The 14506-nt window shown below is 39.7% G+C and carries 14 protein-coding genes and 1 riboswitch; of the genes, 12 read left to right on the forward strand and 2 right to left on the reverse strand.

What is annotated here, in order from left to right:
- Window positions 1–331 precede the first annotated feature (331 nt).
- From comGA to gcvPB, 10 genes are all read left to right on the forward strand, one after another.
- Window positions 332–1342: a competence type IV pilus ATPase ComGA gene (gene comGA, locus CD33_RS15350; RefSeq protein WP_052130289.1), complete on the forward strand. Its 1011-nt coding sequence runs from the start codon at window positions 332–334 to the stop codon at window positions 1340–1342.
- Window positions 1323–2393 carry a competence type IV pilus assembly protein ComGB gene (gene comGB, locus CD33_RS15355; RefSeq protein ID WP_052130290.1) on the forward strand — a complete coding sequence of 357 codons (1071 nt, stop codon included), beginning with the start codon at window positions 1323–1325 and terminating at the stop codon, window positions 2391–2393. The genes comGA and comGB overlap by 20 nt, the downstream gene beginning before the upstream one ends.
- Window positions 2394–2411: 18 nt before the next feature.
- On the forward strand, window positions 2412–2750 hold the full coding sequence (comGC, locus tag CD33_RS15360) for a competence type IV pilus major pilin ComGC (RefSeq protein WP_036201969.1): 339 nt from the start codon (window positions 2412–2414) through the stop codon (window positions 2748–2750).
- Between the two features lies 1 nt (window position 2751).
- The gene (gene comGD, locus CD33_RS15365) at window positions 2752–3204 is read left to right on the forward strand and encodes a competence type IV pilus minor pilin ComGD (protein ID WP_036201972.1); all 453 of its coding nucleotides are present in this window, start codon (window positions 2752–2754) and stop codon (window positions 3202–3204) included.
- A gap of 13 nt (window positions 3205–3217) precedes the next feature.
- On the forward strand, window positions 3218–3502 hold the full coding sequence (locus CD33_RS15370; protein WP_052130292.1) for a hypothetical protein: 285 nt from the start codon (window positions 3218–3220) through the stop codon (window positions 3500–3502).
- Window positions 3478–3939: a competence type IV pilus minor pilin ComGF gene (gene comGF / locus CD33_RS15375; protein ID WP_036201977.1), complete on the forward strand. Its 462-nt coding sequence runs from the start codon at window positions 3478–3480 to the stop codon at window positions 3937–3939. The genes CD33_RS15370 and comGF overlap by 25 nt, the downstream gene beginning before the upstream one ends.
- Window positions 3940–4140: 201 nt before the next feature.
- Window positions 4141–4656: a shikimate kinase gene (locus tag CD33_RS15385; protein ID WP_036201981.1), complete on the forward strand. Its 516-nt coding sequence runs from the start codon at window positions 4141–4143 to the stop codon at window positions 4654–4656.
- Window positions 4657–4785: 129 nt separating this feature from the next.
- Window positions 4786–4879, forward strand: a riboswitch (glycine riboswitch).
- Window positions 4880–5153: 274 nt separating this feature from the next.
- On the forward strand, window positions 5154–6257 hold the full coding sequence (gene gcvT, locus CD33_RS15390; RefSeq protein WP_036201983.1) for a glycine cleavage system aminomethyltransferase GcvT: 1104 nt from the start codon (window positions 5154–5156) through the stop codon (window positions 6255–6257).
- A gap of 23 nt (window positions 6258–6280) precedes the next feature.
- Window positions 6281–7627 (forward strand): aminomethyl-transferring glycine dehydrogenase subunit GcvPA, encoded by a 1347-nt coding sequence (gene gcvPA, locus CD33_RS15395; protein WP_036201985.1) that lies wholly within the window; start codon window positions 6281–6283, stop codon window positions 7625–7627.
- Window positions 7620–9089 carry an aminomethyl-transferring glycine dehydrogenase subunit GcvPB gene (gene gcvPB / locus CD33_RS15400; protein WP_036201987.1) on the forward strand — a complete coding sequence of 490 codons (1470 nt, stop codon included), beginning with the start codon at window positions 7620–7622 and terminating at the stop codon, window positions 9087–9089. The genes gcvPA and gcvPB overlap by 8 nt, the downstream gene beginning before the upstream one ends.
- Window positions 9090–9447: 358 nt before the next feature.
- On the opposite strand, the gene CD33_RS15405 is transcribed toward gcvPB, so the two are convergent.
- Window positions 9448–9831: a rhodanese-like domain-containing protein gene (locus CD33_RS15405; RefSeq protein WP_036201989.1), complete on the reverse strand. Its 384-nt coding sequence runs from the start codon at window positions 9829–9831 to the stop codon at window positions 9448–9450.
- A gap of 107 nt (window positions 9832–9938) precedes the next feature.
- On the opposite strand from CD33_RS15405, the gene lipM reads away from it, so the two are divergent.
- Window positions 9939–10772 carry an octanoyltransferase LipM gene (gene lipM / locus CD33_RS15410; protein WP_036201991.1) on the forward strand — a complete coding sequence of 278 codons (834 nt, stop codon included), beginning with the start codon at window positions 9939–9941 and terminating at the stop codon, window positions 10770–10772.
- Between the two features lie 238 nt (window positions 10773–11010).
- On the forward strand, window positions 11011–13584 hold the full coding sequence (locus tag CD33_RS15415) for a vitamin B12-dependent ribonucleotide reductase (protein WP_036201994.1): 2574 nt from the start codon (window positions 11011–11013) through the stop codon (window positions 13582–13584).
- 45 nt (window positions 13585–13629) lie between these two features.
- Here CD33_RS15415 and CD33_RS15420 read toward each other — a convergent pair whose 3' ends face one another.
- Window positions 13630–14394, reverse strand: a complete 765-nt coding sequence (locus CD33_RS15420; RefSeq protein WP_036201997.1) for a TSUP family transporter — start codon at window positions 14392–14394, stop codon at window positions 13630–13632.
- Between the last annotated feature and the right edge of the window lie 112 nt (window positions 14395–14506).

The raw sequence follows: 14506 nt of genomic DNA on the forward strand, positions 1-14506 counted from the left end.
GTTACCATATAGATTCACGCGAAATACAACCTCATTATCTGTAAAAAATCGTTTTTTAAACTTAGGAATTAGTAAGTTGAGAAATGATTAATTATCATTTTCCCTAATATTGATAATTATAACAGCGCCATCAGTTAAGAAAGTTGGTTTTTGTTATTAGATTTGCTGACATCAACTATTCATTATAGTCACCGATAATTGAGATTTAAGTTTGTTTTCTATACCCAAAAATTAAACTTGCAAAAAGGGGTTTCTTATTTGAAAACACCAAGATATACTAACTGTAAACAAATGCGGTCAATGATTTCTCTAAAAACAGGAGGTGTAGTTTATGGAGATAGAATCGGTTGTCGAGAATAAAAGCATGCAGCTATTGTTGAAGGCACTTCACTTCGGTGCATCTGACATCCATATTATTCCTGGGCAAGCTAGCTACTCCATTCATTTCAAAAAATATGGGAAGTTATTTCCAACAAGCAATTTACCTATTGAACTAGGCGATAGAATTATTTCCTTTTTCAAGTTTTTATCAGCTCTCGATATTAGTGAGAAAAGGAAGCCTCAGAGCGGATCATTCCAAAAAGAGATATTAAACCGATTATATGCGTTCCGCGTGTCTACCTTGCCTTCCATTTTTAAAAGAGAAAGTATCGTTATTAGGATCCTCGTCCAGAACGCCCGCCTTCCCATTTCTTCTATTTCCTTAAACCCAAACTCAGCGGAAAAATTAATCCAGCTTGTATCAAACCGACAAGGGCTGCTGCTATTTTGTGGACCTACCGGTTCTGGAAAAACGACCTCATTATACTCCTTAGTCAATCATGCAAGCGAAATACTTGCTCGTCATGTTATATCACTAGAAGATCCAGTCGAAAGCAACCAATCCAATTTACTGCAAATTCAAGTGAATGAGCGTGCAGGAGTCACATATGCAACTGGTCTAAAGGCGATACTGCGGCATTCTCCGGATGTTATTATGATAGGTGAAATAAGAGATCGGGAAACGGCCAAAATTGCTGTTGAAGCAGCGCTCACAGGTCATTTAGTACTTTCCACTATCCATGCGAAGGACACTGTCAATTGCATTTACCGGCTATTGGATTTGAATATATCACTCGAGGAAATTAGACAAGCTGTCATTGGAATAGTTGCCCAGACTTTAGTGCAGGTAGGGGAAGAGGAAAGAAAAGCTATATATGAAATTTTAAGCGATATTAATTTAGTTGACGCGGTAGCGGCAACAATGAGGGGGGAACAGTATTCGTTGCCACATTCGGAAAGATTATCGAATCAGCTAGCTACATATGGGGTGAGAAAAAGAAATGCATCTACCACTTCATAATATGAAAAATTTCTTGTTGCGTTCTGACCATAATAACAAGGTTTATCAATTGCCTTCATTTCTAAATCGGATTAGTACTTTATTGAACGAAGGGTATACATTCCCCGATTCCCTTTATATGTTGCTGCCATATCACGTCGCCAATCCTGCTGAGATGCGCAAGCTAGTGGAGGAGAAATTGAAAAATGGGGAGGGTTTAATCGATATATTGCAGTGTTTTTCCATTCCAAAGCACTTTTTAATTGCCATCAGCATATCAGAAGAAAACGGAAAGCTTGCCCAATGTTTACATTCAATTTCTCAGCAATTAAATTTTAATGAAAAAATGCGTAAAAAAGTAATTCACTTATTGAGCTATCCTATTCTCTTGACGATTGTTTTAATAAGTATCTTTATTGCGTTCCGCCTCTATTTTCTTCCAAATATAACGGAAATTCTACAATCCCGCACCGATACTAGCAGTAATTCAACCGTGTTTATCTCCTCTATCTTTCTCAGGCTGCCAGATATTCTGTTTTTTGTTCTTGTTTTTGTACTTTGCCTCATCATCATCTCAATACTTTACATTAAGAGACAAAAAGTCCATGAACAATTGCTTTTAATGTTGAAAATCCCAATAGTTAGTTACTTTTTCAGAATGCACATCACAAATCAATTGGCAAGAACATTGGGGGATTTATTAGCCGGAGGATTTTCGTTGCAACATGCCCTTACGATACTGCAAAATCAAAAATTAAATAAGACATTATCCTATATGGCCAATGAAATTGAAAGGCATGTCATTTACGGGGAAGCGCTCTCTTCGGCTGTCTGTAACCTTGGCTGGTTCTCGCCCAAATTTGAAGAATTTATAAGACATGGTGAAAAAAGCGGCTATTTGGGAAGGGAACTATTAATATACAGTGAATTGATTGATGAAAAACTGCAACAGCTGATTAAAAAAGGAGTCTCGATCATACAGCCCCTTTTCTTCGTCATTATTGCCTTAAGTATAATTGCGGCGTATTTAAGTATCCTGCTTCCCATGTACGAACTAATTGAAATAATCTAGGAGGAGTGTGTGTATTAATTGAGAAGAAATGATAAGGGATTTACCCTAATTGAAATGCTAATCGTTCTACTGATCATATCAATCCTTATACTCGTAACCATACCGAATGTGACTAAACATTTTTCAACAATCGATAACAAGGGTTGCGAAGCCTATTTGAAAATGGTGCAGGGGCAGGTCGAAGCCTATAAGATAGATCATAAGAGATTGCCTACATTAAGTGAGTTAAAAACAGAGGGTTACTTGAAGGATGACGAGGATACTACTTGTCCAAACGGAGACCCGATTGAAATACAAAGTGATGGAAATGTGGTTGCGATGAAGAAATCGACTTCCGGGAACGCGAGTGGAAGGTAATTTGCAAATACAAAGTCATCTGAAGAATCACTCCGGTTATACATTAATTGAAATTCTCCTCGTATTATCCATTGTCCTTCTCACGACTTCAGCAATCTTTCAAATAACGTTAACACTATCGGAAAAACGCATTATAGACCAGTTCTTTCATCAATTAATTCTGGATATAGAGGAAATGCAAGCTAGGGCTATTGAAAATGAGGAAACAATCTTCATTCAATTCAATAATGACAATCGTTATAGAGCCCAAAGTGTATCCTCAGGGGAAGTTTTATTGGAAAAAAATTTTCCGAATAATATTGAACTTGATATTTACAGCAATTTGAAACGTTTCGTGATAAGTCCGAAAGGGGAAGTTTCACACTTCGGAACCATAAGATTTGATACCCCGGATGGAGGGAAAAATCTAATCATTTATATTAAGGAAGGGCGGATGAGGTTAGTTGAACAATAAAGGAGTCGCATTTGTGGAAACATTGTTGACCGTTGTCATCGTTTTGGTCATTACGGGTACACTGGTCCCGTTAACGTATCAAATGAAAGCTGCCCTATACAATAAAAAACTGGAACTATATGCATCCGAAACGGCTTTGGAGGCGGCAAAACTGGTCAAATCCCAAATTGCGTTTAGTGGTATCAACTCTATTGAACAGAATGATTATCAGTGGACGTATGATGGAGTGCAAATCTGCGTGCAATTTAACAATTTAAATGGAGAGCGAATGAAATGTATCAGTCAAAATGGAGGATAATACAAAGCAATCATGGCTATACACTACTGGAATCACTTTTTTCTTTTGTCGTTTTTGTCCTTCTTTCCCAAGTATTATTACTGGTCGTTTTCTGGATAAAGCAGATGGATACGACCTTCTTAACTAGGGAACATGCCCAATGGGAGCTGTTTGTACAAGATGTGCAATCGTTTTTTATAAATGTTGAAGAAGTTAAAATATCAAATCAATCCCAAACATTGGAAGTGTTCTATAAAAACCCATATGAATCGGTAAAATTAAATCGTAGTGGCGATGTCCTTCGCCAATTGATTAATAATCAAGGGAATATTCCTTTGCTGGTAGGGGTTGATCATACTTTGTTTGATTGGGATGGGAATTTTATTACAATATCCGTTAAGTTTCAAAATGGAATGGAAAAGGAGAGGAGGTTTTTTGTTCAGACGGATACAAAATGAAAGGGGAGCAACTTTCGCCCTTGCCATCATGATGCTATTTGTAGTAACTTCGTTGGTTTCTTTCTATTGTCTATCTTACGTATCGCAAATAAAAATGTATAATTCATTGGAATTCGCCAATGTTCGTGCTACGATAAACCTACTGAAGGAAATTGGTAGTAAGTAGTAGATAGATTTTGGAGAGTCAAAGAAGGTGATAGCATGCGAAAAATATATTTAGTAGGCTTCATGGGATGTGGTAAAAGCGCTATCGGACGAAGGCTAAGTTATTTTTTAAGACTGCCATATTACGACATGGATCATGAAATTGTCCGCCTGCAAGGGATGACGATACCTGAAATATTTGAAAAATATGGGGAAGCTCATTTTAGGGCTTTGGAGACAGAATTCCTTCTTAATTTCCGTGACGAAGCATGTATTATAGCAACTGGCGGCGGAGTGGCAATGAGCGAAGAGAATTGCAAAATAATGCGGCGTTCCGGATTGGTCTTTTTTTTAGATGCAACTTTCGAAGATATTTATGTGCGCATTAAAAATGATAAAAATCGACCAATTGTGCAACGTTCTACAAAAGATGAGTTAGAACAATTGTATCAAACAAGAAGAAAATTTTACAGACTTACAGGGCATATCCGAGTATTGACAGAAGGCCGGACACTTCGTCAAATTGTAGAGTATATTGGATTCCAAGTTAATCGTCTGAAAGGCGAACAATAATTGGTTATATATAATTATCGTTCGTATTCCAACTAAAATTAAAAAAAGATTGCCTTTTCATAATAAGCAATGTTAGGATATAGCCAAGAGAGGTTGTATCTAGTACATTGATTTTTGAATATCGCGCGGATGATTGTGCGGGGAGAGAACGTGAAGAGCGTCGCCGAAGGAGCAAGTAGTAAAAAGCTATGAATCTCTCAGGCAAAAAGACTCGTACAGGACGCATCTCTGGAGAGTGCTGTTTCGGTTGAATCAGCCACCAAAGGGGAAAGCCAATTTTTTCGATTCCAAACCATAAAAATCGATTTGGTGTAACTTTCAGGTACAAGGACAGGGGATTCCTAGAAATAGGGATTCGTCTGTCCTTTTTTTGCGGAATGAATACGGTTGGATTAATAAATATCCGCTGCTAGATACAGCATTAACTCAACCAATTTGGGTCGAATTGTATATTTTTCTAGTGTATTAAAAATGGATAATACTAGGGGGACATGAAAATGGGGAATGAATTAAAACGAACGCCATTATTTGAAGAGTATTCAAAATACGGCGGGAAAACAATTGACTTTGGAGGCTGGGATTTACCTGTCCAATTCTCTACCATTAAAGAAGAACATGATGCTGTTCGTCACCGTGCTGGCCTTTTTGATGTATCCCATATGGGTGAAATTTTTGTAGAAGGAAAAGATGCATTGAAGTATTTGCAGCATTTATTAACCAATGATATAGCAAAAATTGAAATTGGTGGAGCACAATATAATGCAATGTGCTATGAAAATGGTGGAGTTGTCGATGATCTACTAGTTTATCGATTAAGTGAAAATCAATATTTATTATGTGTAAATGCAGCGAATATCGAAAAAGATTTTGAATGGATGAATTCTTGCATCAAAGGTGATGTCGAAGTGACGAACAAGTCAGATGATTACGCACAGATTGCCTTACAAGGCCCTCTATCGGAGGAAGTACTTCAGACTTTGACAGAAGTAGACTTAAGCTCTTTAAAATATTTTAAATTTATAGATAATGCAGGGATAGCGGGCCATTCTGTCCTGCTTTCGCGTACGGGATATACGGGAGAAGATGGCTTTGAACTTTATGGAAAGCCAACTGCAATCGTGGATCTTTGGTCAAAGATTTTGGAAGCTGGTAAGGATAAGGGTGTCGTGCCAGCAGGTTTGGGGGCACGTGATACTCTAAGATTTGAAGCCTGCCTTCCTCTTTATGGGCAAGAGTTGGGGCGCGATATAACTCCACTTGAAGCGGGGATCGGTTTTGCCGTCAAGCTTCAAAAGGAAAGCGACTTTATTGGAAAAGATGCTTTAATAGCACAAAAGGAAAATGGGATTCCCCGAAAACTCATCGGTGTGGAAATGATTGATAAAGGTATCCCTCGACATGGCTATAAAGTATTTAAAGACGGTGTTGAAATCGGCGAAATTACGACAGGAACTCAATCGCCTTTAACGAAAAGGAATATCGGTTTAGCCTTAATTGATGCAAAATTTGCGCAATTGGACACTGAGGTGGAAATAGAAATCCGCAATAAAAGATTGAAGGCGCAAACGTGTGCAACACCTTTTTATAAACGCTCAAAATAAATTGTGAAAAGAGGCTTAATAGTATGGTACATCGTTATCTTCCTATGACGGAACAAGACAAAAAAGATATGCTTGCAACGATTGGTGCAGAAAGTGTGAACGAACTGTTTTCGGATATCCCTGAAAGTGTTCGATTCAAAGGGTTATACAATATAAAACCTGCAAAATCAGAATCGGCTCTACTAAAAGAATTAAAGCAGCTTGCTGCTAAAAATGAAGATACGGATTCAAATGTTTCTTTCTTAGGTGCTGGAATTTATAACCACTATAAACCGATAATTGTAGATCATGTAATTTCTCGTTCGGAGTTTTATACTGCCTACACACCGTATCAACCTGAAATTTCACAAGGTGAACTGCAAGCGATTTTTGAATTTCAGACAATGATTGCAGAATTGACTGGGATGGATCTAGCGAACTCATCAATGTACGATGGGGGTACGTCATTAGCGGAAGCGGGGATGCTTGCTGCCGGTCATACTCGCCGAAAGAAATTGCTTGTTTCTGAATCGATTCATCCTGAATACCGTGATGTAGTTGCTACCTATGCATACGGTCAATCTATCGAGGTTGTATCAGTACCGACGAAAAATGGTGTTACAGATGTTGAAGAACTAAAAGGTCTAATAGACGACAATACAGCTGCTGTCATGGTGCAATATCCAAACTTCTTTGGCCAAATTGAAGATCTGCAAACAATAGGGGATATAGCTCATGAAGCGAAGGGGTTATTTATCGTTTCTGCAAATCCACTTGCTTTAGGCATTCTGACACCACCGGGTAAACTAGGGGCGGATATTACCGTGGGGGATGCACAAGTTTTTGGTATACCTGAAAGCTTTGGCGGCCCTTACTGTGGTTACTTTGCAACTACTTCCAAACTGATGCGTAAGGTACCGGGTCGTTTAGTGGGTGAAACGGTCGATCAGGATGGACGCCGTGGGTATGTTTTAACTCTACAGGCACGTGAGCAACATATACGTCGAGAAAAAGCAACGTCTAATATTTGTTCAAACCAAGCGTTACTGGCTCTTGCAGCTTCTGTTGCCATGACTGCTCTCGGTAAAAAGGGAGTTCAAGAGATTGCGAAACAAAATATTGTGAAAACCCGCTATGCAAAAAATGCATTTGAAGCAGCAGGGTTCACAGTTGTATTCCAAGGTGCACACTTTAATGAAATTGTTGTGAAAACAACTAAACCTGTCAATGAAATGAATAAACAACTAATTCAAGATGGTATCATTGGTGGTTTCGACTTAGGAACAGTCTATCCCGAGTTGGAAAATCATGTATTAATTGCTGTTACAGAATTGCGCACAAAAGAAGAAATCGACGTATTAGTTGAGAAAATGGGGGCTTACAATGCATAACGAAAATCAATCACTCATTTTTGAATTATCCAAAGAAGGTCGAGTAGGATATAGCTTGCCAGAATTAGATGTGCCGGATTTCGATCTATCGGATTTATTGCCTGAAGGATTTGTTCGCAAAGAGGCTGCAGAATTACCTGAAGTTGCCGAGTTGGACATTATGCGCCATTATACAGCTCTATCGCGCCGAAATCACGGAGTAGATTCGGGATTCTACCCACTTGGTTCCTGTACAATGAAATACAACCCTAAGATCAACGAAAATGTAGCGAGACTTTCAGGTTTTGCCAATATCCACCCTTTACAAGATGAAGCTACTGTTCAAGGGGCGATGGAATTATTATTTGAACTTCAAACATCTTTAGTGGAAATCACGGGGATGGATGAAGTCACTTTACAGCCGGCGGCAGGGGCTCATGGAGAATGGACAGCATTAATGATGATCCGCGCATTCCATGAAGCAAATGGTGAAGGGCATCGCAACAAGGTAATTGTACCGGACTCTGCACATGGTACGAACCCAGCTTCAGCAACGGTTGCTGGATTTGAGACAATTACGGTGAAATCCAACGAAGATGGGCTAGTGGATTTGGATGATTTACGCCGTGTTGTTGGAGAAGACACAGCTGCATTAATGCTGACCAACCCTAATACTCTTGGGTTATTTGAGGAAAATATTTTGGAAATGGCCGAAATCATCCATGGTGTTGGAGGTAAGGTTTACTATGATGGCGCCAATTTAAATGCCGTGATGAGTAAAGCACGTCCGGGGGATATGGGCTTCGATTGTGTCCATTTAAACCTGCACAAGACGTTTACGGGCCCTCATGGTGGTGGAGGTCCGGGTTCTGGTCCGGTTGGTGTGAAAGCGGATTTGATTCCATTTCTGCCAAAACCTGTGTTAGTGAAAAAGGAAGATGGTTCTTTCCATTTTGATTACAACCGTCCCCAATCAATCGGTCGAGTAAAACCATATTACGGTAACTTCGGTATCAATGTTCGTGCCTATACGTATATCCGTACGATGGGTCCTGAAGGGTTGAAAGCAGTGACAGAATATGCGGTATTGAACGCAAACTATATGATGCGTCGTCTCGAACCTTTCTTTGATTTACCATACAATCGACACTGTAAGCATGAATTCGTTCTTTCGGGCCGCCGCCAGAAGAAATTAGGTGTCCGTACATTGGATATTGCCAAACGTCTGCTTGACTTTGGGTACCATCCACCTACAATCTACTTCCCATTAAATGTTGAGGAGGGAATGATGATTGAGCCGACTGAAACGGAATCCAAAGAAACTTTGGATGCATTTATTGACGCGATGATTCAAATTGCTAATGAAACGGAAGAAAATCCTTCAATTGTTCAAGAAGCGCCACATACAACAGTCATCAGTCGTTTAGATGAAACACGTGCTGCCCGTACACCGATTCTTCGCTATACGAAAATGGAAGGTTAACGTAAATTGGACGCCTCGACATGGGGCGTCTATTTTCTAGTTAAGGATTGAATCTGAAAATCCTAAGAAATCATTGATTTAATTTAGGGAAAATTCAATCAAACCGATGTTGCCATTATAATAGGAAGAAACTCTTATTTTTTGTTGGGAAAATAGCGATTTTTTGCGTTGTTAAATAAAGTGGAGTATTGAACAAATGATGGATCACTCTACTTCAATTCACTTTTAAAGGGACATCTCACTAAACGGAGAAGTCCCTTTTTGGGTGGAAAGATCGTATAAGCTTCTAGCGAAATCCGATTAAGAATAGACATCACCGCGGTCTATTTGGAACGAATTTTCTTTAACAAGTGCGCGTTTATGCTTTTGATTTCACTTTACCTGTCCAAGTTTTGAAACCACCTTGCAATTGGTAAACCTGACTATAGCCTTTTTTCTGCAAGAAAAGAGCAGTACGAGCACTACGGCCTGCATTTTGGCAATACAAGTAGACCGGCAGATCTGGGCGGATTTCTTTGTAACGTTGGCGAAGTTGTGTGGAGGGGATATTACGTGCACCTAAGATATGTCCCGCTTCAAATTCTTTCACTTCGCGCACATCAATTAGTTGTGCTTTTCGGTACCCTTGGATAAACTGATCTTGATTTAAGTTTGTCACTGCTTTTTTAAGACGCAGTGTATTTACTAGAACGTATACGATGATAAGACCTAGTATGATAGCAATTGTATAAAGTACAGCCACTGCAATATTTCTCCTTTCCTTCTTCATACTCCATTATAAAAGAGAAAGTGGCGTTAGTCCAATCAGTTTGTTAAAATGATATTTAGTGTGTCTTAGGAGATGATGTAATGAAAGCAAAATGGTATTTTATAAATTCAGGACCATGTAGTCCTTCGTATAATATGGCTTTGGATGAAGCGTTACTAGATTTGCACAGCCAAGGTGCAATTCCTCCGGTAATACGGTTTTATGAGTGGAATCCAGCTACATTATCCATCGGTTATTTTCAAAGTGCGGAAAAAGATATAGATTTACAAATGGTAAAAGAACAGAAACTGGGATTCGTGCGGCGTCCAACTGGCGGAAGGGCGGTTTTGCATGAAAGCGAGTTGACTTACAGTATCATAGTGACAGAACAATATCCCGAAATGCCTGCAAGTGTGACAGAAGCGTATCGAGTACTAAGTGAGGGGTTGCTGCTTGGCTTCCAAAATTTAGGGCTGGATGCTTATTTTAGTATTCCGGACACCGAAGAAAAGCAAGCTGACTTAAAGAAACCAAAAAGTGCCGTATGCTTCGATGCGCCGAGCTGGTATGAATTGGTGGTAGAGGGCAAAAAGGTGGCAGGTAGTGCCCAAACACGCCAAAAAGGTGTTATCCTACAGCACGGAGCAATCTTACTTGATCTTGATGAAGAGAAATTGCTTTCTGTATTTAAATTTTCTTCACCTGAAGCAAAAGAAAAGATGCGTCAGAAGCTTCCGGAAAAAGCAGTTGCCATTAATAGATTAACAGATAAAGAAATTACGATTGCCCAATGTATCGAGGCCTTTAAAAAAGGGTTTGAGGAAGCATTGGAAATCGAATTGATTCCATACCAATTAACTGAAGAACAATTACAATATGTAAAAAGGTTGGAAGAAACAAAATATTTAAATGATGAATGGAATTACAAGAAATAAGAACGTACGTTTCTCTTACGCCGGAAATTTTTTTATAGAGTTGAAAGTCTTTAATATGAAGGATTTGAACTACTTTTTAAAAAATCAACCCCTTGAAATGATATTTTTTATAAGGTAATCTTTTCTAGTGAAAAAATATCTACATCTAGTATTTCCGCTATTTGTCAGACACTATATGTTGTGGTGGTGACTGAAGTAGATTATACTAGATGTATTATCTATTAAGGGAGGCTGGCAGATGGTATTGGCAAAAGAAACGAAAACAACCATCCTCGTACAACAACTCAACAAAGACATCGAGAAATTTCCTCAAGTATTTCCGATTACACCCGATATGCATATAACGCATAAAGGGGTTTCTAGATTGGTAATGATTGATCGCTACGCGTTTAAGGATACCGAAAAGAAAACTCTAAAGGCTGGAGATTTTGTCGTATTGACGATTAAAGAAGATCCAAAATTCCCCGCACGTGGTCTAGGTTTTATCCAATCGATTGATGTGATGGCAAAGAAAGCGGAAATTCTCATCGAAGAAGAATACCGCCATGTTTTAGAAGATGCAACAGAACAACAAACGGGTATTATCGTACGCTCATTAGACGTAATTGAAAAGCCTCTTGAAGTTTTTTATGAACAAATTGCAAAACGTAATGCCTTTGGGTTATCTGCTGTTGAACAGACAGAAGAAAATAGACAAAAATGGTTTGCAAAATTCTATGAGCAACTTGTTTCCTTAAAATTCATTCCGGCTGGTCGTGTACTGTACGGTGCCGGCTCTCAAACGGATGTAACTTTCTTCAATTGTTATGTGATGCCTTTTGTTGCCGATAGCCGTGAGGGAATTAGCGATCATCGCAAACAAGTCATGGAAATAATGAGCCGAGGTGGCGGAGTTGGAACAAACGGTTCAACATTGCGTCCACGCAACACATTGGCGCGCGGTGTAAATGGCAAATCTAGCGGATCTGTATCATGGCTTGATGATATCGCGAAACTGACACACCTAGTTGAACAGGGGGGCAGCCGCCGCGGTGCCCAAATGATTATGCTGGCAGACTGGCACCCGGATATTGTGGAATTCATCATTTCAAAAATGCAAAATCCTCGGATTCTTCGATTCCTGATTGAGAATACGAATGATGAACTAATCTCGCAATTGGCAAATGAAAAACTGAAATTCAAACCTTTAACACAGCAAGAAGAAGCAATGTATCAAGGCATTGTTAACTATAAAAATATTCCTGGTATAGGTGGATTCAGCGAATCTATTATCAAGGATGCGGAAACGAAATTACGTGATGGCGGTACTTATAGTGTTCACAACCCGGAATTTTTGACGGGTGCCAATATCTCTGTAACATTAACAAAAGACTTCATGACTGCTATCGAGAATGATGAAGACTATGAATTGCGATTCCCGGATGTTGCAAGTTACACACCCGAAGAAATGGCCATTTATAATGAAAAATGGCACGAAATCGGGGATGTGCGTGAATGGGAAGCACTTGGATATCGAGTTCACACTTACCGCAAGATTAAAGCCCGCGAGCTATGGAACTTAATCAATATCTGTGCAACGTATGCAGCAGAACCAGGTATTTTCTTTATCGATAATGCCAACGACATGACTAATGCACAAAGCTACGGTCAGAAAGTTGTTGCAACGAATCCTTGTGGCGAACAACCACTCGCACCATTTTCAGTGTGTAATCTAGCAGCTGTAAACTTGGCACAGTTTGCCGAGAAAGAATCAAAAACGGTCAACTTCGACGCACTTCGTGAAACTGTTCAAATCGGCGTACGAATGCAAGATAATGTAATCGATGCTACACCTTACTTCCTTGAGGAAAACCGTAAACAAGCTTTAGGCGAACGCAGAGTTGGTCTTGGGGTGATGGGACTTGCCGACCTCTTAATCTACTGTGAAAAAGAGTATGGCTCACCGGAAGGGAACGAACTTGTCGATAAGATCTTTGAGACGATCGCCGTGGCTGCATATGAAACGTCGATTGAGCTCGGGAAAGAACGTGGAAGTTTCCCATTCCTTGAAGGGGAAACACCAGAAGAAACAAATCGTTTGAGACAAGCCTTCATAAATACAGGCTACATGCAAAAAATGCCTGAACATGTCCGACGAGGTGTTCTTGAAAATGGCATCCGTAATTCCCACTTATTAACTGTCGCTCCTACGGGAAGCACTGGTACGATGGTTGGTGTGGCAACAGGCCTTGAACCTTATTTCTCATTCGTTTATTACCGTTCAGGACGCCTTGGTAAGTTTATTGAAGTAAAAGCGGAAATCGTACAAGAATATTTGGAAGCACATCCTGAAGCGGATGAAAACAACCTTCCAGCTTGGTTTGTTTCGTCTATGGAACTATCAGCGGAAGCACATGCAGATGTGCAATGTGTCATCCAGCGTTGGGTCGATTCGTCCATTTCTAAAACTGTAAACGCACCTAAAGGATATACGGTTGAACAAGTTCAGAAAGTGTATGAACGTCTATATAAAGGCGGCGCAAAAGGCGGTACGGTTTATGTGGATGGAAGCCGTGATTCACAAGTGCTTACACTAAAAGCAGAATCGTCCCATGATGAGCAGCTTGCTTTTGATGAAGTACTTGAAGAGGGAGTCAAAGAGAAACAACCCGTAGTTCTAGTAGATACTATTGCACCTCTAGCGACTACAAACGTAACAATTGGATCTGAAGTTGGAAATACTTGTCCCGTTTGCCGCCAAGGAACGGTGGAAGAATTAGGCGGATGCAACACATGTACCGGCTGTGGTGCCCAACTAAAGTGTGGTCTATAAAAAGATAGCAAAAAGGCAATTTCCATCAGGAAATTGCCTTTTCATTTAAGCGGACCAATAATCATAAATATTTTTGATAATTAAAATGACGGTTATTATAATAAACAACATCCGCACGAAGCTCGTCCCCTTACTGAGTGCAAATTTAGTGCCGAAGAAAGCACCAGCGATCATCGCACCCCCCATTATGAAGCCATATAGGAAAACTACTTCCCCAAGTATCAAAAACATGATCAGTGCGGCAATATTACTAATGAAATTTATGAGTTTGGCGTTACCGGCAGCTTGCAAAAAATCGAATCCTGCAATTATAAAGACGAACATGATAAAAGAACCCGTTCCTGGCCCGAAAAAGCCATCATAGAATCCTATTAGTAGGAGGCTGGCCACAAAGAGTACACCACGCTTCCAATCGAACGGCTTCCTGTCTTCCAGCTGGCCCCAATTCTTCTTTAATAGCGTGTAGATTAATACGGCTATCAACATGAGGATAATTAAGGGCCTCAATAGCTCGGAATCCATTAAATGGACTGTCCATGCTCCCAACATCGAGAAAATAAAAACGAAGGGAAGAATAGGTACCAGCAGCTTGATATCTATTTTGCCTGCTTTGAAGAAAGTTAAGGAGCTTGTCAAATTCCCCATGGAAGCTGCCAATTTATTCGTGGCAATTGCAGCAGATGGGGGAAGACCTACAGATAATAGGGCAGGAAGTGTAATCAATCCGCCGCCGCCAACAGTCGCATTTATAAATGCGCCGACAAACCCGAAAAAGATGATGATGATGCATTTCATTAAATCTAGTTCCATTTTATAACCCCAAACTTTTAAGATAATGTTGTCATATTATCGAACTAAGCGGAATATGTAAATGGTTCGTCTTAATTTTTTGGGATAATAAAAACGCATTTAGTATTCTACT

Origin of the sequence: Ureibacillus sinduriensis BLB-1 = JCM 15800, from assembly GCF_000772955.1 — a bacterium.
Classification (GTDB): domain Bacteria; phylum Bacillota; class Bacilli; order Bacillales_A; family Planococcaceae; genus Ureibacillus; species Ureibacillus sinduriensis.

Coding starts and splice junctions, on each gene's coding strand:
- gcvT (WP_036201983.1), top strand. CDS start 5,154: ATGGGGAATGAATTAAAACGAACGCCATTATTTGAAGAGTATTCAAAA.
- gcvPA (WP_036201985.1), top strand. CDS start 6,281: ATGGTACATCGTTATCTTCCTATGACGGAACAAGACAAAAAAGATATG.
- gcvPB (WP_036201987.1), top strand. CDS start 7,620: ATGCATAACGAAAATCAATCACTCATTTTTGAATTATCCAAAGAAGGT.
- lipM (WP_036201991.1), top strand. CDS start 9,939: ATGAAAGCAAAATGGTATTTTATAAATTCAGGACCATGTAGTCCTTCG.
- CD33_RS15385 (WP_036201981.1), top strand. CDS start 4,141: ATGCGAAAAATATATTTAGTAGGCTTCATGGGATGTGGTAAAAGCGCT.
- comGF (WP_036201977.1), top strand. CDS start 3,478: ATGTATCAGTCAAAATGGAGGATAATACAAAGCAATCATGGCTATACA.
- comGA (WP_052130289.1), top strand. CDS start 332: ATGGAGATAGAATCGGTTGTCGAGAATAAAAGCATGCAGCTATTGTTG.
- comGB (WP_052130290.1), top strand. CDS start 1,323: ATGCATCTACCACTTCATAATATGAAAAATTTCTTGTTGCGTTCTGAC.
- CD33_RS15415 (WP_036201994.1), top strand. CDS start 11,011: ATGGTATTGGCAAAAGAAACGAAAACAACCATCCTCGTACAACAACTC.
- CD33_RS15420 (WP_036201997.1), bottom strand. CDS start 14,394: ATGGAACTAGATTTAATGAAATGCATCATCATCATCTTTTTCGGGTTT.